This window comes from Corynebacterium jeddahense (assembly GCF_028609865.1).
GTDB lineage: Bacteria > Actinomycetota > Actinomycetes > Mycobacteriales > Mycobacteriaceae > Corynebacterium > Corynebacterium jeddahense.
The window spans coordinates 2,071,247-2,095,653 of sequence record NZ_CP063194.1 but is presented as its reverse complement, the minus strand read 5'-3'; the positions used below and the strand labels follow the sequence as shown (position 1 = coordinate 2,095,653).

The following is a 24,407-nucleotide window of genomic DNA, read 5'->3' as shown; positions in this document are numbered from 1 at the left end:
GCCGACAACCGCGCGCGCGACCCCGCTCTGTGCGATAATTTCCCTTATGCCCGGCCGCCTGCTTGTCTCCATTTCCTCCATCTTCGACGCGACGCTGAAGGACGTGGCGGGTTTGGTCCGCGACCTCGACCGCGAGGAGGTGCCGGTGTCGCTGCTGGTGGCGCCGCATATCGACAAGAAGTGGCACCTGGCCAAGGACACGACCACCCGCGGGTGGCTCACCGAGCAACGCGCCGGGCGCGCTTTGCTGCTCAACGGCTTCGACCAGCCCGTGCAGGGGCGCCGCTCCGAGTTCGCGAACCTCGGTGCCCACGAGGCGCGGCTGCGGCTCAAGGGCGCGACCCGTCAGATGTCGGCCCTCGGCTTCGACCTCGACATGTTCGCGCCGCCGCGCTGGCGCATGTCCGACGGCACGCTCGAGGTGCTGCCGGAATTTGACTTCTCCGTGGCGGCGTCCACACGCGGCATCTACAGCCTGGACACCGGCGGGTTCGCGCGAGCCCGCAACCTGTCGGTGGGCGAGGGCTACGGCGCCGCGAAGTGGTGGCGCCGCAACGTGATCAAGGCCGCCGAGCGCGGCGCCGCGAAGGGCAACACGATCCGCTTGTCCGTCTCCGGCCGCGAGCTGGGGGAGAAGAAGGTGCGCCGCGACTTCCTCGCCGCGGCCGTCGCCGCCGTGGGGGCGGGCGCGCAGCCTGCGGACTACCGCGACTTCAGGTAGCCGATCACCCGGGAGACGAGGTAGATCCCGAACGAGAGAAACGCGACGAACACGCTCACCGGCACGCCAGGGGCGAGGGAGAGGACCACGCCGCCGACCGCGGCCACCTCGGCGAAAAGCACCGACAGCCACACCGCGCGCACCGGGTTCGCCGTCACCTGGGCGGCGGCCGCTCCGGGCGTGATCAGCAGCGACATCACCAGCAGCGCGCCGACGATCTGCACCGACTGCGCCGAGGCGATGCCCACGAGCATGGCGAACAGTAGCGCCATCGCGCGCACCGGAACCCCGCACGCGGCGGCCATGACCGGGTCCGCGGACGAGAACAGCAGCGGCCGCCACAACGCCAGGACGACGCCCACCACGAGCGCCGTGGTCACCCCGAGCAGCACGACGTTCTGCCCGGACACGCCCACGACCTGGCCGGTGAGCAGCGCCAGCGCGCGGTTCGAGTTGCCCGGGTAGAGGTGGATGAACAGCACGGACAGCGCCATGCCGAAGCTCATGGCCACGCCCACCGCGGAGTCCTGCTGCCCCTTCAGCCCGAGGGCCGCCAGCATGAGCGCCGCGACCACTGCGCCCGCCACCGCCCCGAAGCCGACGTTGAGCCCGAACAACAGCGCCGCGGAGGCGCCCATCAGTGCCAGCTCGCTCGTCGCGTGCACCGAGAACGACATCTGCCGGAGCACGATCAGCGGCGCCATCACGCCGGAGAGGATCCCCAGCAGCGCGCACGCGAGGAGCGTCGTCTGCACGAACCCCTGACTGAGTAGGTAGGACGTATCCGCCCAGAATGCGCTCACAGGACCACCATCCTTCCGTCGACCTCGAGCACGTCCACGCGTGTGCCGTAGAGCTCGCTGAGCACCTCGGAGCGCATCACCTCGCCCACGCTGCCCACCACGTGCCCCTCCGGGCCGATGTAGAGGACGCGGTCGACCACGCCGAGCACCGGGTTGATCGAGTGGGTGACGCACACGACCGCTGCGGGGTGCTCGCTCAGCCGGGCTACGGTCTCGCGCGCGCGGGCGGGGTCGAGGGAGAGCAGGGGCTCGTCGCAAAGCAACAGCTCCGGATCCTGCGAAAACGCCTGCGCCTGGCGGATGAGCTGCTGTTGGCCGCCCGAGAGCAGCCCCGCGCGGCGGTCGGCGAAGGCCTTAGCGCCCACGGAGGCGAGTTGCTTATCGACGTCCTCCGGCCGCGCCCGCCGCCCCATCGCCAGTGAGACGAGGTCGCGCCCGCGCACCGGTAAGTCTTTCGGGAACATGTGCTGCTGCGGGATGAAACCGACGCGGCCGCGGACGCTCACGGACCCGCCGGTGAGCTTGCGCGTGCCCATCATCGTGCCCAGCAGCGTTGATTTGCCCACGCCGTTCGGGCCGAGGACCGCGAGGAATTCGCCCGGCTCCACGGCGAGGTCAATGCCGTGCCAGAGCGGGTCGACGGAGGCGCTGCGAAGCTCAGCGATCAAGGGGGCCTGCCTAGTGGTCGTGGTGGCCGCTCGGCTCGGCGTGCGCGGCGATGTCCGCGATCTGGTCCACGATCTGCTCGAAGTAGTCGAGGAAGTTTTGGCCGGCCGGGGGCGTCTCCCGGATTTCAACAACGGGAACATTATGCTCCCGCGCGGCGTCGGCGAGCCGCTGGGTCGCGCTGTTCGTGCTCTGGGGGTTGACAAAGAGCATGTCCACCTCACCGTTTTCCAGCTGCTCGAGGAAGGCGGCGACGGCCGCGGCGGATGGCTCCTGGTGGTTCAGGCTCGCCTTGAGGTAGTCCTCGGGCGTGATGTCGTGCAGCTCGGTGCCCCAGATCAGGCCGCCAGCGATCGGTTCCGTCATCGCGACGTGCACGTGCGGCAAGCTCTTCAGCTTGGCCTCCGCATCGCGCATTCGCGTATCGACGCCTCCGGCATCCCCACCCGCCTTCTCCGCCACGCCGTCAGCGACCTCGCGCACCTTCTCCGGCGAGAACCAGGCGTGCTCCAGCTCGTCGAGCGAGTCGGGGAGGTGGTCGCCGTGGTCGTGCTCGTGGTCGTGCTCGTGGTCGTGGGCCTCTTCAGCGTCGAGAAGCGGAATGGCGTGGACGATGCGGTCCTGCTCCGCGACGGTGTACAGGGAGGCGTCGTAGGCGCCGCCGTTGGCCACGACGGTGCCCGCGTCGCGGATGCGGGCGAGGTCCTTGGCGGACGGCTCGAAGTGGTGCGGGTCCACCGCGTCCCCGGTGATGATCGCTTCCACGTCCTTGCCCGTCACCGCCGAGGCGACGTCGGCCCAGACGTTCGTGGTGGCGACGATGTCCGCGGCGCCGGAGGGGTCGTTGCCATCGCTTGTCGACGAGCACGCGGCAACCGAAGCACCAGCCAGCGCAAGGGCGGCTGTGAGGGTAATGGGACGGAAATGAAAACGATTTCGCATAAGGAAGAGTTAAGCATTAATGGAAATAGTTTTCAATTCGCGCGCGGGTAAAGCAAAACCCCGCCCCGGAAGCCCGGGGTGGGGTTGCGTTAGGTGGGGCTACTTAGAGGAGCCGCTGTTCGGGTTGCAGATCGCCGCGAGGGCCGCGATCGCCGCAATGGCGAGCGCCGTACCTGCAACGCCGCCAGCCATCTGCTGCGTCTCCTCGGAGATGTTCAGCTGCTCGCGCACCGAGGCACCGGCGCGGTCGAGCTGCTCCTTCACCGGGGCGAGCTCCGGGATGTCCATCGTGGTGGCGAGGCCGAGCGGGATGAGCGCCAGCAGCGGCAGGGCCATGAGGCCGACTGCCGGGAGACAACGGTCGCTCACGCTGGAGCCGTCTGCGGCCGGGGCGTTAGCGCCGTCCTTGCCATCGGCACCGTTCTTTCCGTCCTTGCCGTTTTGGCCGTTCTTGCCGTCGGCACCCTTCTCGCCGTCCTTGCCATTGCGGCCGTCCGCACCTGCGACGCGGCCGAGGTTCTGGGTCTCGCCGTCGGTGAAAGTGAGGACGAGCTCGCCGTTCTCGTTGACAGCAGCTTCAGCGATGCCGCGACCGTCCTTGCCGTCCTTGCCGTCCTTGCCGTCGGTGCCAGGCTTGCCCTGCTGGCCCTTCTCACCGCGCTGGCCGTCCTTGCCGTCGGTGCCATTAACTGCGTCGCCGGTGACCTTACCCAGGTCAGCGGTCGTGTCGTCGGTGTAGGTGACGACCAGGTGACCCTCGTCGTTGACCTCGAACGCCTTCACACCGCGGCCGTCCTTGCCGTCGGCACCCTTGTCGCCCTTGTCGCCCTTCGGGCCTTGGGCGCCGTCCTTGCCGTCCTTGCCGTCGTCGCCCTTGTCGCCCTTGTCGCCCTTCGGGCCTTGGGCGCCGTCCTTGCCGTCCTTGCCGTCGGCACCCTTGTCGCCCTTGTCGCCCTTCGGGCCTTGGGCGCCGTCCTTGCCGTCCTTGCCGTCGTCGCCCTTGTCGCCCTTGTCGCCCTTCGGGCCTTGGGCGCCGTCCTTGCCGGCGTCGCCCTTGTCGCCCTTGTCGCCCTTCGGGCCTTGGGCACCGTCCTTGCCGTCCTTGCCGGCGTCGCCCTTGTCGCCCTTGTCGCCCTTCGGGCCTTGGGCACCGTCCTTGCCGTCCTTGCCGGCGTCGCCCTTGTCGCCCTTGTCGCCCTTCGGGCCTTGGGCACCGTCCTTGCCGTCCTTGCCGGCGTCGCCCTTGTCGCCCTTGTCGCCCTTCGGGCCTTGGGCGCCGTCCTTGCCGTCCTTGCCGGCGTCGCCCTTGTCGCCCTTGTCGCCCTTCGGGCCTTGGGCGTCGCCCTTGTCGCCCTTGTCGCCCTTGTCGCCCTTGTCGCCCTTCGGGCCTTGGGCACCGTCCTTGCCGTCCTTGCCGTCGTCGCCCTTGTCGCCCTTGTCGCCCTTCGGGCCTTGGGCGCCGTCCTTGCCGTCCTTGCCGGCGTCGCCCTTGTCGCCCTTCGGGCCTTGGGCGCCGTCCTTGCCGTCCTTGCCGGCGTCGCCCTTGTCGCCCTTGTCGCCCTTCGGGCCTTGGGCACCGTCCTTGCCGTCGGCGCCCTTGTCGCCCTTGTCGCCCTTGGGGCCTTGGGCACCGTCCTTGCCGTCGGCGCCCTTGTCGCCCTTGGGGCCTTGGGCGCCGTCCTTGCCGTCGTCGCCCTTGTCGCCCTTGTCGCCCTTCGGGCCTTGGGCGCCGTCCTTGCCGTCGTTGCCGTCGGCACCCTTGTCGCCCTTCGGGCCCTGGGCGCCGTCCGCGCCAGTGACCTTGCCGAGGTTTTCCTCGCGTCCGTTGTCGTAGGTGACAACGAGCTCGCCCTCGTCGTTGATCGCTGCCTTCACAATGAAGCGCGCCTTCGGCTTCACATTCACGACGACATCGACGGTGTCGGTGCTCTTGTCCGGGTATGTGACGGTCACCTTGCCCTTCTGGCCATCACCAATCGTATCGGTGTTCTCCGGAGCAGCCCACTCAAACGTGGTGCCTGCCGGTAGTTTGTCCGCGTCCTTGACAGCAGACTTGGCATCGGGCAGTGCGTCACCCTGATCAACTGTGACTTCGTCGCCGGCCTGCGGATCGTACTTCTGCGCATCCGTTTGATCGAGCTTCGCGCTGAAGCCGACCTTCACCGGGTCGTGGTCGGAGGAACGGAACGGGTTGCCGTAGCCGTAAAGCTTCGAATCCGAAATGTTCAGCGGGTCGATGAAGTCCTGGGCATTGTAGTTGCGACGGGAGTACTCGAAGGCGGCCGACTCGTCGCCGTTGATGTTCCACACGGCGGAATCTTGCACCAACCCCCTGGCTGCCTCGTTTGCAAAAACGTGGTCGAGGGTGCCCAGCTGGCCCCCGTACTGGTAGGACTCCTGCGGGAAGTCCTTCTCGCTGCGCACCGAGGTGAAGCCGCCGCCCTCGATCGTGCTCAGCGAGTTCTCCATGGTGTAGCTGTTGAAGTCGCCGATGAGGAACGTCGGCTTACCGGTCCAATCGTCCTGCTTTTCCAAGTGGTCCAGCAGTGCCTGGGCCTGTGCGGCGCGAAGGTTTGCTCCGCCGCCCTGACCATCGCCTCCGTCTGGGTCGCTGTCGATCGCGCGCTTGGACTTGAAGTGGTTGACCACGGCGACGAAGTTGTCATCGTCGTCTCGGTCGACGGTGTCGAATTCCTGGGCCAGCGGCTGGCGCGCGACACCCGTAAAAGCGGAGTCGTCAAAAATACGGGATTCGCCAACCGGCTTCACCTTCGCCGGCTGATAGATAAACGCGACGCGGATAACGTCCTCATCGGTGCCGAGCTGCGTCGGGGACTTGACGTAGTCCCACTTATTAGTGCCCGCAGCTGCATTCAGGGCGTCGACAAGCTTCTTCAGCGAATCGTCGCGCTTGGAGACGTCGCCCGTGACGGACGCGTCGTTTTCAATCTCGGACAGGCCAAGCACTTTGGCGTCGAGCTTGTTGATGGCGGTGACGATCTTTGCCTTTTGGTCGTTGAACGCCTCTTGGGAATACGCACCGCGAACCGTGCAGTTATTCGTGCCGACTGGGGTGCCGTTCTTGTCCGTGTAGGATTTGCAGCCGGATTCGTCCTTGCCCAGCGAGGTGAAGAAGTTGAGGACGTTGAAGAAGCCGATGCTGTAATCGCCCTTCACCTGGTCCGGTACGTCGTACGACGCAGCGCGCGAATCTTCCCACGTGATCGGCAGCTCACCCGCGGTGTTCTTGCCAGTGATCGGCTGGAGCGGCTGGAAGCGCCAGTGGTCGAAGGAGTAGTCCACGACGACGTCCGTCTGGAAGTCGACTTGGTCGCCGGTGCGGATGGACTTCACGCCACCGTCGGAGGTGACGAGGTACGGCAGCGGAGTGTTCTTGTCCGTTCGGAAGTAGTTGCGCGTGCGCCCGTCGTCGAGGTACACAACCTCGGCCTGCTGCTTCGCGTTCATGGCGGCGACGTTGTCGACGTCGGGATTGATCACGTCGGTGGGGTTGCGGTGCGCTTGCGTCCCGGGGGCCAGCCCGAGGTCGCCGGTGGTGTTGAGCTGGTAGTTGTCGGTGACCGTGTACGGGCCCTTGACGCGGACAAGCATGCCCTCGTACGGCTCGCGTGCCTCGTCCCCGGCGGGCAGGGTGTCGATCTCGACGGCCTTCGGCGCCGCGAAGGGCTGCGCAAGCACGGTCTTCGAGGCCTGCGTGATCTGCGTCTGCGAGAAAAACTCGCTCACCTTGCCCGTCACCTGCAGGGACTCGCCGCGTTTCGGATAATCCCCAGGGGCAGGATCCTTGCCCAAATAGACGAAGATGCCGTCCGAGGCATCCCCCGGGTTCTTCGCCGTGCCGGTGCCGCCGGTCTGGAGGAAGTAGCCGTTCTTGCCACCCTCGTCGTACACCGCCGTGACGACGCCTTCGGTGGTCACCGTCTTACCCTGCAGCGGCGACTCGGCACCGGTGCCCTGGATCTCGGCGATCGGGGTGATCTCGGACTGCGGCTTCGGGTCAGCCGGCTGCGGGTCCGTGGTCGGATCGGTGGGGGTCGGGTCGCCAGACTTGCGACGCTCCTTCGGGGTCGGGGCAGCGACCTCAAAATCCGCACTGTTGTCGTCGGTGTCCTTGCCGTCTTCCTTACGCTGAACGGAGGTTGTGTTGTCCGTCGCTCCTGCTGGTTTAGTCTCGGAATTCGCATCGGTTGCGCCACCCCAGGCGACGCGGTCAACCTCGCCCGCTGGGCTAGTCAGGACAGCGATGGCTCCCTTCGCCCCGAAATCCATTCTCGCATTTTCGGCTTCCGCATCGGGCAGATCGCCTGTGCTGTTTGCACCGGCTTTTCCCTTAATCAGGTAGTACCCGCCAGCTGGTACGGCACCATTCAACGACGTCGTCGACCCCGATTTACCCGTAGTGGACTGCTGGTCGAGAACCCACCCGGTGACGTCGATGTCGTGGTCGGTCGGGTTGTACAGCTCGACGAAGTCGTTGGAGTAGGCCGAGCCCGAGTTACCGCCGCCGCCGTAGACCTCGTTGATGACGACGTTGTCGCCTGCCGGGGTAGCGGACGCGGAGGGTGCTGCGACAGTGACCGTGCCGGCAGCGAGGGCAACGATAAACGCCGAGCTCAGCGCTCGGCGGTTGGATGCGCGCATGAAAAGTCCTTTCGGAGGAAAGAATCGGAGAATCCGGAGAACGGAGTGCCGATAAGGTAGCGCCAAAACTGAGAATGCGCTCGGCCAGAAAACAGGGTTTTCTAAGAATTCACCTGCCGTTTACTTTTCGCCGGTCGGCGAGGTTTTCTGGCGGTGTCGGGGCGTCCGATATACTGACGGCCGTACGACAAAGGTCGTTCAACCTCCCGAAACGTGAAGGATTCTCATGGCGCGAGTCGTTGTCAATGTCATGCCCAAGGCCGAAATTCTTGATCCGCAGGGTCAGGCGGTGCTGCGTGCACTGGGCCGGATCGGGGTCGAGGGGGTGACCGACGTCCGCCAGGGCAAGCGGTTCGAGATCGAGGTGGACGATTCCGTCTCGGACGCCGAGCTGCGGCGCATGGCTGAGACGCTGCTGACCAACACCGTGATCGAGGACTTCGAGGTTGTGCGATGAGCGCGACCATCGGAGTCATTACTTTTCCGGGCACGCTTGACGACGTTGACGCGCTCCGCGCCGTCCGCGTCGCCGGCGCCGAGCCACGCCAGCTCTGGCACGCGGACGACGACCTTGCCGGCGTGGACGCGGTCGTCGTGCCGGGCGGGTTCTCCTACGGGGACTACCTGCGCTCCGGGGCGATCGCTGCGCAGGCACCCATGATGGGCGCGGTTGTAGAGGCCGCGAAGAAGGGCATGCCGGTTCTGGGCATCTGCAACGGGTTCCAGATCCTCACCGAGGCCGGACTGCTGCCGGGCGCGCTGACGCGGAACCAGAACCTGAACTTCCACTGCGTGGACACCTACCTCGAGGTGGTGAACACGAACACCGCGTGGACGAGCCAGCTCGGCGAGCGCATTTACGTTCCTGCAAAGCACGGCGAAGGCCGCTTCCAGGCGGCGCCGGAAACCATCGAGGCGCTGGAGAAGGAGGGCCGCGTGGTTTTCCGCTACACGGACAACTTCAACGGCTCCATCAACGCCATCGCCGGCGTGACCAATGAGACCGGCCGCGTCGTCGGCCTCATGCCCCACCCGGAGCACGCCATCGAGGCGCTCACCGGCCCGTCCACCGACGGGCTCGGCCTGTTCACGTCCGCCATCGACGCCATCTCGAAGATCGGAGCGTAACCCGACATGACCGTGCACAACGACACCGTTCAGAACGCCTTCGACACCCCGGACCTCGAGCAGCCGTACGCCGAGCTGGGCCTGAAGGACGACGAGTACGCCAAGATCAAGGCCATCCTCGGCCGACGTCCGACGGACGCGGAGCTCACCCTCTACTCCGTGATGTGGTCGGAGCACTGCTCCTACAAGTCCTCCAAGACCCACCTGCGCTACTTCGGCCAGACCATGACGGAGGAGATGGCCTCGAAGATCCTCGCCGGCATCGGCGAAAACGCCGGCGTGGTGGACATCGGCGGCGGCGACGCCGTGACGTTCCGCGTGGAAAGCCACAACCACCCCTCCTTCGTGGAGCCCTACCAGGGCGCCGCCACCGGCGTCGGAGGCATCGTCCGCGACATCATGGCCATGGGCGCGCGCCCGATCGCGGTGATGGACCAGCTGCGTTTCGGCCCGCTCGACGCGGACGACACGAAGCGCGTGCTACCGGGCGTGGTCCACGGCGTCGGCGGTTACGGCAACTGCCTGGGCTTGCCTAACATCGGCGGCGAGACCGTCTTCGACGCCGCTTACGCCGGCAACCCGTTGGTCAACGCCCTGTGTGTCGGCACGCTCAAGGTGGAAGACCTCCACCTCGCGTTCGCGTCCGGCACGGGCAACAAGGTCATCCTCTTTGGCTCCCGCACGGGCCTCGACGGCATCGGCGGCGTGTCCGTGCTCGGCTCCGCCACGTTCGAGGAGGGCGAGGAGCGCAAGCTGCCCGCCGTCCAGGTCGGCGACCCGTTCGCCGAGAAGGTGCTCATCGAGTGCTGCCTCGAGCTCTACGCCGCCGGCGTGGTCGAAGGCATCCAGGACCTCGGCGGCGGCGGGCTGTCCTGCGCCACCTCGGAGCTCGCGGCGTCCGGCGACGGCGGCATGACCGTCAACCTCGACAACGTGCCGCTGCGCGCGGAAAACATGTCCGCGGCCGAGATCCTCGCCTCCGAGTCCCAGGAGCGCATGTGCGCCGTCGTCGCCCCAGAGGACGTGGACAAGTTCATGGACATCTGCGCGAAGTGGGAGGTCGGCGCGGCGGTGATCGGCGAGGTGACCTCCGACAAGGACCGTCTGCAGGTGTTCCACAACGGCGAGCTCGTCGTGGACGCCCCGCCCTCAACTATCGACGAGGGCCCGGTCTACGAGCGTCCCTACGAGCGCCCGGGCTGGATGGACGAGGTGCGGGCCGGAGGTGACGTCGAGAAGCAAAGCGACATCAAGGACGCATGGCTCAAGATGGTCGCCTCGCCGGCGCTGTGCTCGCGCGACTTCATCACCGAGCAGTACGACCGCTACGTGCGTGGCAACACCGTGCAGGCGAAGTACGCGGACTCGGGCGTGCTGCGCATCAATGAGGAGACGCGCCGCGGCGTGGCCGTCTCCGCCGATGCGTCGGGACGCTACACCTACCTCGACCCGAACATGGGCGCGCGCCTGGCGCTCGCGGAGGCGTACCGCAACGTCGCCGTCACCGGCGCGACGCCGGTCGCGGTGACCAACTGCCTGAACTTCGGCTCCCCCGAGGACCCGGGCGTGATGTGGCAGTTCCGCGAGGCCGTGCACGGGCTCGCGGACGGCGCCGCGGAGCTGGGCATCCCGGTCTCCGGCGGCAACGTGTCGTTCTACAACCAGACGGGCGAGACGCCCATCCTGCCCACCCCGGTCGTCGGCGTGCTCGGCGTGATCGAGGACGTCGAGCAGACCGTCCCGCACGCGCTGACCTCGACGGAGGAGGACTACACGCTGCTCCTTCTCGGCGAGACGAAGGACGAGTTCGGCGGCTCGGTGTGGCAGGACATCTCCGGTGCGGGCCTGTCCGGTCTGCCGCCGCAGGTGGACCTGGCCAACGAGGCGCGCCTCGCCGAGTTCTTCGCCGGCAACGCCGCCGGGTTCGCGGCCGCGCACGACCTATCCGAGGGCGGCCTGTCCCAGGCGCTCTTCGAGCTGCTCCTCGGCTCCGACAAGGGCGCCGAGCTGAGCCTCGAGGCGGTCCACGAGGACGCGTTCACCGCGCTGTTCTCCGAGTCCGCCTCGCGCGTGCTCGCCGCCGTGACGCGCGACCGCGCCGCGTCCGCCGTCGAGCAGGCCACCGCCGCCGGCATCCCGGTCGCGGTGCTCGGCACCACCACCAACGATGGCATCGTGCGTATCGACGGCTCCGCCGAGCTCACCATGACCGAACTCGCCGGCGCGTGGGCCGCGACCATGCCGTCGCACTTCGCCGCTGCGACCGCCCCGAACGCGGCGGTCTAGGTGGTGTAGGGCCCGAAGGGATTGAGGACAAAACTGTCCTCATTCCCTCTCGCACCACCCCCGACCCCCAAAAAGCGCTAAAACGTGCGCTGCACGGCCGGGGCCGGCTCGACGAGCGGCTCCGGCTCGTACTGCCCGCGCAGGTCTTTGAGCGTCTGGGTGTGTTCCCAGAGGCGCTTGTCCTCGTCGGTGACGGGGACGAACTTGCGCGCCGGCAGCGGGTTGCCGTCGATGTCGATGCCGATGTAGGTGAACGTGGCGTGGATCGCGTCGACAAGCGAGTCCCGCCCGCCCCGCGGGTCGCCCGCGCGTAGGTGCACGGAAGTGTGGATCGAGCGCGAGTCGGTGCGCGTGATGCGCGCGTCCACCTCGATGAGGTCGCCGATGTGCACTGGGTGGTAGAAGCGAATGCCACCGGCGTAGACCGCGACGGTGCGCTCCCCGGACCACTCCATCGTGCAGGCAAGGCCGGCCTCGTCGATCCACTCCATCGCGGTGCCGCCGTGGACGTTGCCGCCCCAGTTCACGTCGGTGGGCTTGGCCATGAAACGGTGCACGATGCGCGGCGCGGTGGAGTTGTCGGTGTAGGTCTGGGCCTCCATCTCCGCCTCGATGGCCTTGCGCAGGTCGATGCGGGACTCGGCGGCCTTGGCCACGCGGCGCTCCTCGTCGTTCGTGGGCACGAACGTGGGCACCGGCATGGACTTGCCGGTGTCCGGGTCCTTGGCCACGAACACGACGAGGCAGTCGCAGGCGCGGGTGAACACACCCTCGCGCGGGTCGGCGGAGAGCACCTCGTTGACGATATGCATCGAGGATCGGCCCGTCATGGCGATGCGGGAGCGGACCTCGACGATGTGGCCGGACGGGATCGGGCGGGTGAAGTGGATGTGGCCCACGTAGGCGGTAACGCAGTAGGTGGCGGACCACTGCGCCGCGCAGGCGTAGGCGGCTTTGTCGATCCACTCCAGCACGCGCCCGCCGGAGACACCCTGCGCGCCGTGGTGCAGGACGTCGGTGGGCGATGCCATGAAACGGAGGGTGACGCGCGGGGAGCGCTCTGTGGCGACGGGGGTATTGGGCATGCCGACACCTTAATATGGGCCACCATGGTGCAGAAACAGGACCCGGTGCTCACGCGCGAGGCCGTCCAGGCCGTGGCGGGGTGGTTGGACGGTGGGGAAGCGGAGCCGTCGAGAAGCGAGCTTGCGAACGCCTGCCGCCGCACCGCCCGCACGCTGGCCGAGGAGCTGCCCGGGCACTCCGTGGAGCTGCGCGTGCCGCCGTTCGTGGCGGTGCAGTGCGTCGAAGGACCCAGGCACACGCGCGGCACCCCGCCGAACGTCGTGGAGATGGACGCGCGCACGTGGCTGCGCCTGGCCACCGGGCTGACCACGCTCGACGACGAGCTGAAGCTGGGTACCGTCGACGCCTCCGGTTCCCGCGCAGCCGAGATCGCCGCCGGCCTTCCCGTGATTGCGCTGCACTGACGTGACTCGGATACAGTGAGGGGCGTGCTTACGGAGAGCCCTATGGAAAGTCAGGATCTCGACCCCGCACCGCGCGAGGAGTGCGGCGTCTTCGGCGTGTGGGCGCCGGGTGAGGACGTGGCGAAGCTGAGCTACTTCGGCCTGTTCGCGCTGCAGCACCGCGGCCAGGAGGGCGCCGGCATCGCGGTGGGCGAGCGCGACAAGGTCGTCGTGTTCAAGGACACCGGGCTGGTCAGCCAGGTCTTCGACGAGCCGGTGCTCGAGGCGCTGCAGGGCGACGTCGCCATCGGCCACACCCGCTACTCCACCGCGGGAGGCAACTCGTGGGAGAACGTCCAGCCGATGTTCCGCACCTCGCCGAACGGCACGGACATCGCGCTCGCCCACAACGGCAACCTCATCAACTACATGGAGCTGCAGGCCGAGGCGATCGAGCGCAAGCTCATCCCCGCCTCCGGCGTGAATGGGCAGGGCTCCTCCTCCGACACCGCGGTGGTCTCCGCACTGCTCGCGGACCGGGTCACGGAGGACAAGTCGCTTCTCGACGCCTGCCGGGAGCTCCTGCCCCGCGTCAAGGGCGCGTTCTGCTTCATGATCACGGACGGCCACACCCTCTACGCCGCCCGCGACCCGCACGGCGTGCGCCCGCTTTCCCTCGGCCGGCTCGACGGCGGCTGGGTCGTCGCCTCGGAGACGTGCGCCCTCGACATCGTCGGCGCGTCCTTCGTGCGCGACATCGAGCCCGGCGAGCTTGTGGCCATCGATGACTCGGGCATCCACTCCGAGCGCTTCGCCGAGACCCCGAAGGCACACTGCGTGTTCGAGTACGTCTACGTCGCGCGGCCCGACTCCGTCATCGAGGGCCGGTCCGTGAACTCCTCGCGCATGGAAATCGGGCGGCGCCTCGCCCGCGTGAACCCGGTCGAGGCGGACCTGGTCATGCCCGTGCCGGAATCCGGCACGCCCGCCGCGATCGGGTACGCGGAGGAGTCCGGTATCCCGTTCAAGCAGGGCATGATGAAAAACGCGTACGTGGGCCGCACGTTCATCCAACCCTCGGACACGCTGCGCCAGCTCGGCCTGCGGCTCAAGCTCAACCCGGTGCGCGAGGTGATCGAGGGCAAGAAGCTCGTCGTCGTGGACGATTCGATCGTGCGCGGCAATACCCAGCGCAAGCTCATCCGCATGCTGCGCGAGGCCGGCGCAGCCGAGGTGCACGTGCGCATCGCCGCGCCACCGGTGAAGTGGCCGTGCTTCTACGGCATCGACTTCGCCAGCCCCGGCGAACTCATCGCCAACCACGGCCGCACCGACAGCGACGAGGCGATCGCCGAGTCCATCCGCACCGTCATCGGCGCGGACTCGCTCGCGTTCGTGCCCATCGATGACATGATCGCAGCCTCGAACCAGCCGGAAGAAAACCTCTGCGCGGCCTGTTTCACCGGCCACTACCCGCTCGGCCTGCCCGAGGGGAACGACAACGCCGACCTTGTCCGTCGCATCCAGAAAGGCGCTGAAGCGTAAATGACTACCGAAGACCAGCAGGTTTCCTACGAAGCGGCCGGCGTGTCCATAGAGGCAGGCGACAAGGCTGTCGAGCTGTTCGCCCCGCACGCGAAGCGCGCCTCCCGCCCCGAAGTCCGCGGCGGCCTCGGCGGGTTCGCCGGCTTGTTCGCGCTGGGCAAGTACAAGGAGCCGCTGCTCGCGGCCGGCTCCGACGGCGTGGGCACGAAGCTCGCCGTCGCCCAGGCGATGGACAAGCACGACACCATCGGCATCGACCTCGTGGCCATGTGCGTCGACGACCTCGTCGTGTGCGGGGCGGAGCCGCTGTTCCTGCAGGACTACATCGCCATCGGCAAGGTCGTGCCGGAGAAGGTCGCGGAGATCGTCGCCGGCATCGCCGAGGGCTGTGTGCAGGCCGGCTGCGCCCTGCTCGGCGGCGAGACGGCGGAGCACCCGGGCGTGATGGATCCGGACGAGTACGACGTCTCCGCCACCGCAGTCGGCGTCGTCGAGGCGGCGGACCTGCTCGGCCCGGATAAGGTGCGCGAGGGCGACGCCATCATCGCGATGGCGTCTTCCGGCCTCCACTCCAACGGCTACTCGTTGGCCCGCCACGTCCTGCTCGAGCGCGCCGGGCTGCCGCTGAACGCCGAGATGGAGGAGCTGGGGCGCACGCTCGGGGAGGAGTTGCTCGAGCCGACCCGCATCTACGCCCTCGACTGCCTCGAACTGGCCGCGGAGTGCGACGTGCGCACGTTCTGCCACGTCACCGGCGGCGGGCTCGCCGACAATATGGAACGCATCATCCCCGAGGGCCTCGTCGCGGAGATGCGCCGCGGCACGTGGGCCCCGGGCGCGATCTTCCGCACCATCAAGTCCGTCGGCCATGTGCCGGACGCCGAGATGGAGAAGACGTTCAACATGGGTGTGGGCATGGTGGCCGTGGTCAGCCCGCAGGACCGCGACCGCGCGCTGGCCATCCTCGCCGCCCGCCACATCGAGGCGTGGGAGCTCGGCGAGGTGCGCGCCGCCGCGGCGGGGGAGACCTCCCGCGCGGTGCTCACCGGCTCGCATCCGCAGTACTAGGGCCGCGCGGGACGCGAAAAAGGCACCCCGCAAGGTGCCTTCGTGCGCGCAACTTCGCTAGCGGCGCGCGTCGTCTTCCTCGTCCTCGTCCCAGTCGGCGTAGTCCGAGTACTGGTCGTCCACCTCGGGCTCGTCGTCGTCCCAGTTGCGCTGGGGCGCCTGACCGGACAGTTCCCGCTGCAGGGAATCGAGGTCCATTTCAGGAGTGTTGTACTTCAGCTGGCGAGCAACCTTGGTCTGCTTGGCTTTCGCGCGTCCGCGGCCCATGGCGTGACCCCCTTGAGGTGGTTAGGGCGGCCTGCAAAAAGAGGCGGCCTCATACTTTTTATCGTTATTTTCCTGTAGGACACTATAGCCTGCGCCAACGAAAAATGCGCTTTAGGCCCCTACGCTGCGCCTATGCGCGCCCACAGTTGGCCTACAGTTTTCCGCGTAGCGTATCGACGGCCCTCCGGCCCGCGTGCTCGCCCTCGTCCGCCGGCAGCGACGACGCGTCCACCGACGCGGCCACCCCGCCGGCGTCGAGCGGGGCCTCGAGTGCGGAGCGCTTGACCAGCGCGAGGGCGACAGGCCCCTCGTCCGCGTCGTGCACGACGGTGCCCAGCCTGCCCACGGCGCGCCCGCCGGCGGTAAGCGTGGTGCCCGGGGTCGGCTCGGTGGGGGCGGACCCGTCGAGCTGGAGCTTCACCAGCAGGCGGGGGGAGCGCCCGAGGTTTTCCACGCGGGCGACCGTCTCCTGCCCCCGGTAGCAGCCCTTGGCCAGGTGCACGGCGCGCACGGCGCCGCCCCGATTGATGAGGGAGGGCGCCTCGTGGGGGATCGACTTCTCGTCGAGGTCGGCGCGCAGCTCCGGCTCCCCGGCGGCGACGCGGAAGGCGGTGAACGCCATGAGGCCGGCGAGCGGGAACGCGCGCGCGGCTTCGCCGAGGCGCTCGCGCGGCACCGCGATGTCGGTCCGGCCGATGGCGCCCCAGCCCGGCAGGCGCCGCGTGAACGCCTGCCCGAGCGCGAGCTCGCCCGGCTCCCCGAGGACGGTGAGCAGCGCGAGACCGGTCTCCTCGACGGTCACGTCGGACCAGAACACCATCCTGCGCAGGTAGTCGGCCAAGGAGTCGCGCTGATACGAGGGCACGTCGAGGTAGAACACGCGGTCGACGAACGCGACGTCCGCGTGGTGCAGGATCCGGCCCTGGGCGTCGAGGTCGAGGGCCGCGGCGGCGAACCCGGAGGTGACGTCGTCAAGCTTCTGCGAAAGGAGGTTGTTGAGGAAGGCGGGGGCGTCGGGCCCGGCGACGGCGAGAACGGCGCGGTGCGAGCGGTCGATGAGCGTCGGCTCGGCGATGCGCTGCTCGCCGAGGGGGTCGCCGTAGTGCCAGGCCACCCCTTCGGCGTCGAGAAGCGAGGACCCCTCCAACGCGGCGGCCCCAGGCTGCGAAAGTAGCTCGGATGCGTAACCCATGAGCGCCTATCATAGGGGCATGTCGGAATCCTCCCTGCTCCCGCCCGCGCCCGTCATCTACCTGGTGGAGCCGTTCGGCGGCTCGGTGCGGCGGCAGAACCCGAACATGCCGCACGTGTTCTGGGACGACGCGGCGGTCACGCGCGGAGACGGGATCTTCGAGACCGTCCTCGTGCGCGGCGGGGAGGCGAAGAACCTGGACAAGCACCTCGACCGCTTCGCGCGCTCGGCACGGCTCATGGGGCTGCCGGAGCCGGTGCGCGAGCAGTGGGCTCGCGCGACACGCGAGGCGGTGGCGGACTACTGCGGGGAGCGCGGCGGGGACGCGGGCGACGTCGAGGCGCGCTGCGTGTGGACGTTTACCCGCGGCCGCGAAACCACCGGCGTGCCCACCGCCTGGCTCACCGTCCGCCCGATCGCCGACGAGGTGCTCGACCAGCGCGAGCACGGCGTCGCGGCGGTGACCACCCCGCGCGGCTACAGCATCGACCCGGACGTGCCCTGGCTGGGCGTCGGCGCGAAGACGCTCAACTACGCGCTCACGATGGCGGCGCTGCGCTGGGCGAAAGAGCAGGGCGCGGACGACGTCATCTACGTCGAGCCGGACACGGGCCGCGTGCTCGAGGGGGCGACGAGCTCCGTGCTCATGGTGAAAAAGGGCGGGCGCCTGCGCACCCCCGCGCCAGGCCCGGGGGTGCTCGCCGGCACGACGCAGGCCGCGATCTTCGAGCACGCGGAGCGGCTCGGCTGGAAGTGCAAGGCGAAGAACATCTACGTCGGGGAGCTGTTCAAGGCGGAATCCGTCTGGCTCGTCAGCTCGACGCGCATCGCCACGCGCGTGAAGCGCCTCGACGGCACGAAGCTCGCCGCCCCGGACAACGAGGCCGAGATCCGGCAGCTCATCGCCGACGCCGTCGCGTGACGGCGTTTGGCCGTGACGGCGCTTGTCCGTAACCGCGCCGGTACCGTCTAGCCGGCGACCCGCTTGAGCTCGGCGGACATGTACGGCACCATCTCGCCGTCCACGGCGCGCTCGTCCACCCAGCCGAGGTTGTTGTTCGGCATGAGGCCGTAGAGGCGCTTGCCCGGGCCGTGGCTCGCCGGGCCGGTCTCGGTGGCGATGGTGGAGGCGCTGGTGAGCTGCCACGCGCGCTCGTTCACCGGCTCGCCGTACATGATTTCCACGAGGCCGCGGGAATTCGTGAGCGTCACCTCGATCTCGTCCTTGAGCGAGATGCGCCAGAACCCGACTTCACGCTGGTCGGCCCCGGTGGCGTTGCCCTCCGCGTCGAGGCGCCAGATGCGGGACTCGAAGCGCAGGTAGTTCTCCCCATCGTGGGAAACGACGAGCTGCTGGCCGAACGCGTACTCGTCGCCGTTGTCGTTCGCCTGGCCCGAGCCGGACCACACGCCGACGAGCGGCAGGAGGGCGAGCAGGCCGTCGTGCAGGCTCGGGCCGTAGCGCAGGTTCGCGGTGTCGGCGGCGAGGGGCATGTCCTCGAACCCGAGCTCCGGGATGTTGCGGTGCGCGGTCTCCTTGGACTGCTCCGCGGCGAGGTTGACGGCGTCGTTGCCGTTGAGCGGTGCGCTGTTGTCAGCAGTGTTCTCAGTCATGCTGCCCCAGGGTAGACGCTCCGGCGCGCGGCTCGAGGTCCGCCGCCTCAACGCGGGTGTTCACCCGGTCGCGGGAGAACTCGATGGACCCGCCGTTGAGTTGCACGAGATCCGCCGGCCCGTCGAGCGGGAGCTCGCGCGTGTCCAGGTCGAGCGTGAAGCCGGCGAGGACGGCGTCCTGCTCGCCGGAAGGGACGTCGAGAAGCTGGCTCGGGCGCATGTGGAACACGCCGTCCTCGAGGCGGAGGGTGACCACCGCGGTGGCCGGTTCGCTCGCTCCCGGCACGGTGCCGGTGAGGCGCGCTTCACTGGCGACGCCGCCGGAGGGGGAGATGTCGTACGGGTTGGCCATGTCCAGGTCGGTGATGTCGAGCAGCTTGCCGAAGCCGACTCCGTCGAGGCGCACGCGGCGGCGCACCACGCGCGCGTCCGCCCCGACGAAATCCCCGCGCAGCGCCGCGCGCGGGTCGGCGAGCTCGAGGTTGAACAGCTCGACGCTCACCGTGCCCACGCCGGGTCCCGGGATGTCCTCGTCAATGCGCTGCACCGCCACGCGAGGCACCCGCCCGGTCAGCGCCGACGCCGCGTAGGGGAACCCGGCGACGGTCGCATCCGCGCCGGGCGGGGCGATGCCGCGCTCGACGTGGGAGGCGAGCGCGGTGTCGCCGAGAGCGAGCGCGCCGAGCAGCGCGGCGGCGGCCGCGAGGGCGGGAACGTAACGTGGTGCCATGACTGCCGACATCCTAAGCGCACATCTGCCCGGTGAGCGCGTGCGACCCCTCCTCGCCGCCGCCGCGGAGCACGACGGCATCGCCGCGTTTTCCGAGGCGTTCGAGCTGGGCCTCGACGACGCCCGCGCGGGGCACACCCACCTCACCGTCGAGGACAGCGGCGGCAAGGGCGCGGTGATCGCGTGCGCCGCCCTCGCCCCGGACGGGTCGTGCGAGCTCGTGGTGGACCCGCGGCGCCGGCGCGAGGGGCTGGGGACGGCGCTGGCGGAGGCGGTGCGCAGGCGCGACGGCGGCGCCGGCTTCTGGGCGCACGGTGACCTCCCCGCGGCCCGCGCGCTCGCGGCCGAGCTCGGGCTCACGCCGCAGCGGGAGCTGCTGGTCATGGGGGTCGACGCCGCCGAGCTGGGCCAGCTGCCCGCGATCCCGGACGGGTTCGAAGCGCTGAGCTACCCCGAGGCGGCGCGCCGGTTCGGGCGCGAGCGAGTGGAGGAGCAGTGGCTCGAGGTGAACAACGAGGCGTTCTCCTGGCACCCGGAGCAGGGCGGGTGGGACCTCGACCGCCTGCACCGCGGGATGGAGGCGGAGTGGTTCGACCCGGACGGGGTGCGTTTGCTTTACGACGGCGCCACGCTGGCGGGATTCCACTGGACGAAGCGCCACCCAGACGGGACGGGCGAGGTGTACGTCGTGGGGCTCGCGTCGCGTTACCGGGGGGAGGGAATGGGGGGACCGCTGATGCGGGTGGGGTTGGAGTACCTCATTGGGGTGGGATCACCGCAGGTCATCCTCTATGTGGAGGCCGACAACGAGCCCGCCGTGAAGCGTTACCGGCAGCTCGGCTTCGCTGTGCGGGAGCGGCACGTCGTGTACAAGTAAATGGCGTCTGACGTGCGCGAACACTGCGCTTCCAAGAAGTTAACCCATTATTCACTTAACCGGTTACCAAGGATTAACCAGGATTCCGTAGGTTTGCAATCGTGAGTAATCGGACAGTTGTGCCGATGCTCGACATTGAACTGTTAAGCACCGGAAAGGTATCCCGTGATCCGTAACTTCAAGCGCACCGCCGCGATCGTCGGCGTCGTTGCAGCATCTTCCGTTTCCCTCGTCGCTTGTGGCGATTCCGACGACGACAACGCGTCGTCGACCTCCGTCGAGTCCAACACGGAGACCTCCACCGCGACCGAGACCTCCACCTCCGGCAACAAGGACGACAAGAAGTCCGGCGCGTACGAGCTCTCCGGCCAGACCGGCACCCTCGTCGCTGAGGGCGCTTCCTCTCAGCAGAACGCGATGGACTACTTCGCTTCCGTCTACTCCTCCGAGGTTCCGGGTGCTCAGCTCGCTTACACCCCGTCCGGCTCCGGCTCCGGCCAGAAGAACTTCATCGCCAACCAGGCTGTGTTCGCTGGCTCTGACTCCCCGCTGAAGGACGACCAGATCCAGGCTGCTGCCGACCGTTGCGGTGGCAACGAGGCTTGGCACCTGCCGTTCGTCATCGGCCCGGTCGCCGTCGCCTACAACCTCAAGGGTGTGGACAAGCTCAACCTGACCGTCGACAACATCGTCGAGATCTTCCAGGGCGTCATCACCACCTGGAACGACCCGAAGATCGCCGAGGCGAACCCGGGCGTGAACCTCCCGGACGAGCCGATCAACGTCTTCTACCGCTCCGACGAGTCCGGCACCTCCGACAACTTCCAGAAGTTCCTGGCTGCCGCCTCCAACGGCAAGTGGGAGTCCACCGGCAAGGCGTTCCCGAACGCTGTGGGCACCGGCGCCAACGGCTCCTCCGGCGTTGCCCAGGAGGTTAAGGCGACCGAGGGTGCTATCACCTACGTCGAGGCTGGCTTCGCGGACAAGAAGGCGAACATCGACTTCGGCAACGGCCCGGTCGAGCTCACCAACGAGACCGTTGGCAAGGTTCTGGACGACCTCGCCTTCAAGACCGACGGCCACAACATGGTTGTCGATTCCGACAAGCTGTTCAAGACCAACACCGCTGGCGCGTACCCGCTGGTGCTGACGACCTACGAGATCGTCTGCTCCGCTGGCTACGACAAGGAGACCTCCAACATGGTGAAGGACTTCCTCAACGTCGCTCTCGATCACCAGGATCAGGAGCTCGCTGACGAGGGCTTCATCCCGGTCACCGGCGCTCACGCTGACCGCCTGCGCGAGGCGATCAACGCCATCCAGTAACGCCGCAGCGCGTTTGGTCCTCCGGCCGTAGACCGGAGGGCGGACCGACCCCCCACTGATTCCGATCGATCTGCGGGGGGTCTACGTATGCGGGTACCAGGTCGCCGACCTCGGTTAACCCCCACCTCCAACCGTTTTATTCTCAAAGGATTCGAGCATATGGCTGACAACGAACTGCCGGCTACCGAGCACGACGACCGCGGCGCAGGGCCCGCGACGAAAACCGATCCGGTGGTCCAGTCCTCCACGGGCCGCCCAGTGCGCAAGGGCCAGGACCCGGCGACCGAGGGCACCCCGATCGCCGGCGAGCCCTCCGGCTCCGCGACCGGCGCGGGCGTGAAGCGCCCGGGCGACCGCGTCTTCGAGTTTTTCTCCACCGCCTCCGCGGTGCTCATCACCGTCCTCGTCGCCGCGATCGGCATCTTCCTGCTCATTCAGGCGATGCCCCCGCTCGTGCGTAACGACGGCGGCTTCCTCGGCTTCCTCACCTACGGCGGCGACTGGCAGACCTCCAACCTCGACGCGATGAAGTTCGGTATCCCGAACCTCTTCTTCTCCACGCTGACCATCTCGTTGATCGCGCTGATCATCGCCATGCCGATCGCGCTCGGCGTCGCGCTGTTCCTCTCGAACTACTGCCCGCCGCAGCTCGTTCGCCCGCTGGGCACCCTCGTGGACATGCTCGCGGCCGTGCCGTCGATCGTCTACGGCCTGTGGGGCGCGCAGGTGCTCGGCCCGCTGCTGGGCGACTTCTACAAGTGGGTCAACGGCTGGGGCGGCGACTTCTTCCTGTTCGCCACCTACCAGAACTCCCCGCCGTTCTCCACGGCCCGCAACATGATGACCGGCGGCATCGTGCTCGCGATCATGATCCTGCCGATCATCGCCGCGACCGCCCGCGAGATCTTCGTGCAGACGCCTCCCGGCCAGATCGAGTCCGCACTTGCGCTCGGCGCGACGCGCTGGGAAGTCATCCGCATGACGGTCATCCCGTTCGGCCTCTCCGGCTTCATCGCCGGCGCCATGCTCGGCCTCGGCCGCGCGCTGGGCGAGACCATGGCGCTCTACATGGCCGTGGCCCCGGCGAACGACTTCCGCGGCTCCCTGTTCGACGGTGGCACCACCTTCGCTACCGCGATCGCGAACGCCGCCGCAGAGTTCAACAACCCGGTCTCCGCGGGCGCCTACATCGCCGCCGGCCTGGTGCTGTTCCTACTGACCTTCGTTGTCAACTCGATCGCCCGCGCGATCGTCAACAAGTAAGGGAGCGAAGCAGATATGTCTACTGCAGTTCCGAACAACGGCGCCGCCAACGGCGCTTCGCGCGTCGCAACGCAGGCGACGGGCACCTCGCAGGTGGCCACCGCCGCCACCGACTCGCGCCCCGCGCGCCGCGGCGACAACCCGTTCACCGACATCGCGTCGGGCCGCAAGACCACGAACGCCATCATGGGCGGCCTCATGTGGCTGTGCATGATCCTCGCGCTCATCCCGCTGCTGTGGCTGCTCATCACCGTGATCTCCCGCGGCTGGGGCGCCGTGATCGACCCCGACTGGTGGACGAAGGACATGGTCGGCGTCCGCGCCGCGAAGGAGGGCGGCGGCGCCGCGCACGCGATCGCCGGCACCCTCATGCAGACGTTCATCGCGTCCCTGTTCTCCATCCCGATCGGCATCTTCACCGCCATCTACCTGGTGGAGTACTCCAACGGCAACAAGCTGGGCAAGCTCACCACCTTCATGGTGGACATTCTCTCCGGTGTGCCGTCGATCGTCGCCGCGCTGTTCGTCTACGCCCTGTGGATCACCATCCTCGGCCAGCAGCGCTCCGGCTTCGCGGTGTCGCTCTCTCTCATCCTGCTCATGATCCCGGTCGTGGTGCGCAACACCGAGGAGATGCTCCGCGTCGTGCCGATGGATCTGCGCGAGGCCTCCTACGCCCTCGGTGTGCCGAAGTGGAAGACCATTGTGCGCATCGTGCTGCCTACGGCGCTGTCCGGCATCGTCACCGGCATCATGCTCGCCATCGCCCGCGTGATGGGCGAGTCCGCCCCGGTGCTCATCCTCGTCGGCTCCACCCCGGCCACGAACTGGTTCGACATGTTCGACAAGCCGCAGTCCTCGCTGCCGCTGTTCATGCTCGACATGTGGAAGTCCGGTGCGGTCGGTCCGGCGAACGACCGTCTTTGGGGCGCAGCGCTGACGCTCGTCATCCTCGTCGTCACCTTGAACCTGCTCGCCCGCTTTGTGGCGAAGCGCTACTCGGTCAAGAAGTAACCCACCCCGCGTTTCCCACACCATCCAGGAGAAAACCCAGATGTCTACCAAGCTCGAACTCAACGACGTCAACATCTACTACGGCGATTTCCACGCCGTGCAGAACGTCAACATGCAGATCCCGGCGAAGGCGGTCACCGCGTTCATCGGCCCGTCCGGCTGCGGCAAGTCCACCGTGCTGCGCACCATCAACCGTATGCACGAGGTCATCCCCGGCGCGTCCGTGAAGGGCCAGATCCTCCTCGACGGCCACGACATTTACGGCAAGAACGTCGACCCGGTGGCCGTGCGCAACACCATCGGCATGGTGTTCCAGAAGGCGAACCCGTTCCCGACCATGTCCATCGAGGACAACGTCGTCGCCGGCCTCAAGCTCGCCGGCGAGAAGGACAAGAAGAAGCTCAAGGAGGTCGCCGAGCAGTCCCTGCGCGGCGCGAACCTCTGGGACGAGGTGAAGGACCGCCTGGACAAGCCGGGCGGCGGCCTCTCCGGCGGTCAGCAGCAGCGCCTCTGCATCGCCCGCGCGATCGCGGTGCGCCCCGAGGTGCTCCTCATGGACGAGCCCTGCTCGGCTCTCGACCCGATCTCGACCCTGGCCGTGGAGGACCTCATCCATGAGCTCAAGGACGAGTACACCATCGTCATCGTGACGCACAACATGCAGCAGGCTGCGCGCGTGTCCGACAAGACCGCGTTCTTCTCCCTCGAGGCCACCGGCAAGCCGGGCCACCTCGTGGAGTTCAACGACACGACGACCATCTTCGAGAACCCTTCTCAGAAGGAGACGGAGGACTACATCTCCGGCCGCTTCGGCTAGAGCACTCCCGCTTCTCG

The 24,407-nt window shown here is 68.0% G+C and carries 22 protein-coding genes; 13 read left to right on the top strand and 9 right to left on the bottom strand.

From position 1 onward, the window contains the following. The first annotated feature begins 46 nt into the window (after positions 1-46). Positions 47-721, top strand: a complete 675-nt coding sequence (locus CJEDD_RS10200) for a DUF2334 domain-containing protein (RefSeq protein ID WP_042409933.1) — start codon at positions 47-49, stop codon at positions 719-721. Here the strand turns inward: CJEDD_RS10200 and CJEDD_RS10195 are convergent. The 4 genes from CJEDD_RS10195 to CJEDD_RS10180 all read right to left on the bottom strand — a co-directional run bounded on the left by CJEDD_RS10195 (position 703) and on the right by CJEDD_RS10180 (position 7,794). Further along, the gene (locus CJEDD_RS10195; RefSeq protein ID WP_042409936.1) at positions 703-1,524 is read right to left on the bottom strand and encodes a metal ABC transporter permease; all 822 of its coding nucleotides are present in this window, start codon (positions 1,522-1,524) and stop codon (positions 703-705) included. The genes CJEDD_RS10200 and CJEDD_RS10195 overlap by 19 nt on opposite strands. Continuing rightward, positions 1,521-2,192 carry a metal ABC transporter ATP-binding protein gene (locus CJEDD_RS10190; protein ID WP_042409938.1) on the bottom strand — a complete coding sequence of 224 codons (672 nt, stop codon included), beginning with the start codon at positions 2,190-2,192 and terminating at the stop codon, positions 1,521-1,523. Before CJEDD_RS10190 ends, CJEDD_RS10195 begins: the two co-directional genes overlap by 4 nt. A 10-nt stretch (positions 2,193-2,202) precedes the next feature. Beyond that, entirely contained in the window at positions 2,203-3,132 is a 930-nt protein-coding gene (locus CJEDD_RS10185; protein WP_042409941.1) for a metal ABC transporter solute-binding protein, Zn/Mn family, read from the bottom strand. A gap of 99 nt (positions 3,133-3,231) precedes the next feature. Beyond that, complete coding sequence (locus tag CJEDD_RS10180) at positions 3,232-7,794, bottom strand: ExeM/NucH family extracellular endonuclease (RefSeq protein ID WP_273657508.1); 4,563 nt, start codon at positions 7,792-7,794, stop codon at positions 3,232-3,234. Between the two features lie 226 nt (positions 7,795-8,020). Between CJEDD_RS10180 and purS the strand changes: the two genes are divergently transcribed. Genes purS through purL form a run of 3 tightly spaced genes read left to right on the top strand, consistent with a single transcriptional unit; the run spans position 8,021 to position 11,208 of the window. After that, positions 8,021-8,251, top strand: coding sequence for a phosphoribosylformylglycinamidine synthase subunit PurS (gene purS / locus CJEDD_RS10175; RefSeq protein ID WP_074432530.1), 231 nt, complete (start codon positions 8,021-8,023; stop codon positions 8,249-8,251). Then, positions 8,248-8,922, top strand: a complete 675-nt coding sequence (gene purQ, locus CJEDD_RS10170) for a phosphoribosylformylglycinamidine synthase subunit PurQ (protein WP_042407565.1) — start codon at positions 8,248-8,250, stop codon at positions 8,920-8,922. Before purS ends, purQ begins: the two co-directional genes overlap by 4 nt. A 6-nt stretch (positions 8,923-8,928) precedes the next feature. After that, positions 8,929-11,208, top strand: a complete 2,280-nt coding sequence (purL, locus tag CJEDD_RS10165; RefSeq protein ID WP_042407569.1) for a phosphoribosylformylglycinamidine synthase subunit PurL — start codon at positions 8,929-8,931, stop codon at positions 11,206-11,208. A gap of 77 nt (positions 11,209-11,285) precedes the next feature. On the opposite strand, the gene CJEDD_RS10160 is transcribed toward purL, so the two are convergent. Beyond that, positions 11,286-12,293, bottom strand: coding sequence for an acyl-CoA thioesterase (locus CJEDD_RS10160; protein WP_042407572.1), 1,008 nt, complete (start codon positions 12,291-12,293; stop codon positions 11,286-11,288). A gap of 24 nt (positions 12,294-12,317) precedes the next feature. Between CJEDD_RS10160 and CJEDD_RS10155 the strand changes: the two genes are divergently transcribed. Genes CJEDD_RS10155 through purM form a run of 3 tightly spaced genes read left to right on the top strand, consistent with a single transcriptional unit; the run spans position 12,318 to position 15,290 of the window. Next, positions 12,318-12,698 (top strand): sterol carrier family protein, encoded by a 381-nt coding sequence (locus CJEDD_RS10155; protein WP_042407575.1) that lies wholly within the window; start codon positions 12,318-12,320, stop codon positions 12,696-12,698. A gap of 42 nt (positions 12,699-12,740) precedes the next feature. Further along, positions 12,741-14,222 (top strand): amidophosphoribosyltransferase, encoded by a 1,482-nt coding sequence (gene purF / locus CJEDD_RS10150; RefSeq protein ID WP_042407579.1) that lies wholly within the window; start codon positions 12,741-12,743, stop codon positions 14,220-14,222. Then, the gene (purM, locus tag CJEDD_RS10145; RefSeq protein ID WP_042407582.1) at positions 14,223-15,290 is read left to right on the top strand and encodes a phosphoribosylformylglycinamidine cyclo-ligase; all 1,068 of its coding nucleotides are present in this window, start codon (positions 14,223-14,225) and stop codon (positions 15,288-15,290) included. Between the two features lie 57 nt (positions 15,291-15,347). Here purM and CJEDD_RS10140 read toward each other — a convergent pair whose 3' ends face one another. After that, the gene (locus CJEDD_RS10140) at positions 15,348-15,557 is read right to left on the bottom strand and encodes a DUF3073 domain-containing protein (RefSeq protein WP_042407583.1); all 210 of its coding nucleotides are present in this window, start codon (positions 15,555-15,557) and stop codon (positions 15,348-15,350) included. A 151-nt stretch (positions 15,558-15,708) separates the two neighbouring features. Continuing rightward, positions 15,709-16,749, bottom strand: coding sequence for a CAF17-like 4Fe-4S cluster assembly/insertion protein YgfZ (gene ygfZ, locus CJEDD_RS10135; RefSeq protein ID WP_042407586.1), 1,041 nt, complete (start codon positions 16,747-16,749; stop codon positions 15,709-15,711). Between the two features lie 19 nt (positions 16,750-16,768). Between ygfZ and CJEDD_RS10130 the strand changes: the two genes are divergently transcribed. Then, positions 16,769-17,671 carry an aminodeoxychorismate lyase gene (locus tag CJEDD_RS10130; protein ID WP_042407589.1) on the top strand — a complete coding sequence of 301 codons (903 nt, stop codon included), beginning with the start codon at positions 16,769-16,771 and terminating at the stop codon, positions 17,669-17,671. A gap of 47 nt (positions 17,672-17,718) precedes the next feature. On the opposite strand, the gene CJEDD_RS10125 is transcribed toward CJEDD_RS10130, so the two are convergent. Together CJEDD_RS10125 and CJEDD_RS10120 are read right to left on the bottom strand one after the other, a co-directional pair. After that, positions 17,719-18,363: a heme-binding beta-barrel domain-containing protein gene (locus tag CJEDD_RS10125; protein ID WP_042407591.1), complete on the bottom strand. Its 645-nt coding sequence runs from the start codon at positions 18,361-18,363 to the stop codon at positions 17,719-17,721. Further along, on the bottom strand, positions 18,356-19,093 hold the full coding sequence (locus tag CJEDD_RS10120; RefSeq protein WP_198132999.1) for an LmeA family phospholipid-binding protein: 738 nt from the start codon (positions 19,091-19,093) through the stop codon (positions 18,356-18,358). The genes CJEDD_RS10125 and CJEDD_RS10120 overlap by 8 nt, the downstream gene beginning before the upstream one ends. Here CJEDD_RS10120 and mshD point away from each other — a divergent pair. The 5 genes from mshD (at position 19,092) to pstB (ending at position 24,390) form a co-directional block, all read left to right on the top strand. After that, positions 19,092-19,970, top strand: a complete 879-nt coding sequence (gene mshD, locus CJEDD_RS10115; RefSeq protein WP_273657506.1) for a mycothiol synthase — start codon at positions 19,092-19,094, stop codon at positions 19,968-19,970. The two genes, CJEDD_RS10120 and mshD, sit on opposite strands and share 2 nt — an antisense overlap. 165 nt (positions 19,971-20,135) lie before the next feature. Further along, the gene (gene pstS / locus CJEDD_RS10110) at positions 20,136-21,296 is read left to right on the top strand and encodes a phosphate ABC transporter substrate-binding protein PstS (RefSeq protein WP_042408966.1); all 1,161 of its coding nucleotides are present in this window, start codon (positions 20,136-20,138) and stop codon (positions 21,294-21,296) included. A gap of 159 nt (positions 21,297-21,455) precedes the next feature. Continuing rightward, a complete protein-coding gene (gene pstC, locus CJEDD_RS10105) occupies positions 21,456-22,559 on the top strand; it encodes a phosphate ABC transporter permease subunit PstC (protein ID WP_042408970.1) in 1,104 nt (367 codons plus the stop codon). A gap of 15 nt (positions 22,560-22,574) precedes the next feature. Further along, on the top strand, positions 22,575-23,573 hold the full coding sequence (gene pstA / locus CJEDD_RS10100) for a phosphate ABC transporter permease PstA (RefSeq protein WP_081764582.1): 999 nt from the start codon (positions 22,575-22,577) through the stop codon (positions 23,571-23,573). Between the two features lie 40 nt (positions 23,574-23,613). Then, positions 23,614-24,390 carry a phosphate ABC transporter ATP-binding protein PstB gene (gene pstB, locus CJEDD_RS10095; protein WP_042408973.1) on the top strand — a complete coding sequence of 259 codons (777 nt, stop codon included), beginning with the start codon at positions 23,614-23,616 and terminating at the stop codon, positions 24,388-24,390. Positions 24,391-24,407 lie beyond the last annotated feature (17 nt).

What these genes read in the sequence shown, in the direction of transcription:
- CJEDD_RS10200 (WP_042409933.1), top strand. Translation starts at nt 47, where the DNA reads ATGCCCGGCCGCCTGCTTGTCTCCATTTCCTCCATCTTCGACGCGACG.
- CJEDD_RS10185 (WP_042409941.1), bottom strand. Translation starts at nt 3,132, where the DNA reads ATGCGAAATCGTTTTCATTTCCGTCCCATTACCCTCACAGCCGCCCTT.
- CJEDD_RS10180 (WP_273657508.1), bottom strand. Translation starts at nt 7,794, where the DNA reads ATGCGCGCATCCAACCGCCGAGCGCTGAGCTCGGCGTTTATCGTTGCC.
- purS (WP_074432530.1), top strand. Translation starts at nt 8,021, where the DNA reads ATGGCGCGAGTCGTTGTCAATGTCATGCCCAAGGCCGAAATTCTTGAT.
- purQ (WP_042407565.1), top strand. Translation starts at nt 8,248, where the DNA reads ATGAGCGCGACCATCGGAGTCATTACTTTTCCGGGCACGCTTGACGAC.
- purL (WP_042407569.1), top strand. Translation starts at nt 8,929, where the DNA reads ATGACCGTGCACAACGACACCGTTCAGAACGCCTTCGACACCCCGGAC.
- CJEDD_RS10160 (WP_042407572.1), bottom strand. Translation starts at nt 12,293, where the DNA reads ATGCCCAATACCCCCGTCGCCACAGAGCGCTCCCCGCGCGTCACCCTC.
- CJEDD_RS10155 (WP_042407575.1), top strand. Translation starts at nt 12,318, where the DNA reads ATGGTGCAGAAACAGGACCCGGTGCTCACGCGCGAGGCCGTCCAGGCC.
- purF (WP_042407579.1), top strand. Translation starts at nt 12,741, where the DNA reads ATGGAAAGTCAGGATCTCGACCCCGCACCGCGCGAGGAGTGCGGCGTC.
- purM (WP_042407582.1), top strand. Translation starts at nt 14,223, where the DNA reads ATGACTACCGAAGACCAGCAGGTTTCCTACGAAGCGGCCGGCGTGTCC.
- CJEDD_RS10140 (WP_042407583.1), bottom strand. Translation starts at nt 15,557, where the DNA reads ATGGGCCGCGGACGCGCGAAAGCCAAGCAGACCAAGGTTGCTCGCCAG.
- ygfZ (WP_042407586.1), bottom strand. Translation starts at nt 16,749, where the DNA reads ATGGGTTACGCATCCGAGCTACTTTCGCAGCCTGGGGCCGCCGCGTTG.
- CJEDD_RS10130 (WP_042407589.1), top strand. Translation starts at nt 16,769, where the DNA reads ATGTCGGAATCCTCCCTGCTCCCGCCCGCGCCCGTCATCTACCTGGTG.
- CJEDD_RS10125 (WP_042407591.1), bottom strand. Translation starts at nt 18,363, where the DNA reads ATGACTGAGAACACTGCTGACAACAGCGCACCGCTCAACGGCAACGAC.
- mshD (WP_273657506.1), top strand. Translation starts at nt 19,092, where the DNA reads ATGACTGCCGACATCCTAAGCGCACATCTGCCCGGTGAGCGCGTGCGA.
- CJEDD_RS10120 (WP_198132999.1), bottom strand. Translation starts at nt 19,093, where the DNA reads ATGGCACCACGTTACGTTCCCGCCCTCGCGGCCGCCGCCGCGCTGCTC.
- pstC (WP_042408970.1), top strand. Translation starts at nt 21,456, where the DNA reads ATGGCTGACAACGAACTGCCGGCTACCGAGCACGACGACCGCGGCGCA.
- pstA (WP_081764582.1), top strand. Translation starts at nt 22,575, where the DNA reads ATGTCTACTGCAGTTCCGAACAACGGCGCCGCCAACGGCGCTTCGCGC.
- pstB (WP_042408973.1), top strand. Translation starts at nt 23,614, where the DNA reads ATGTCTACCAAGCTCGAACTCAACGACGTCAACATCTACTACGGCGAT.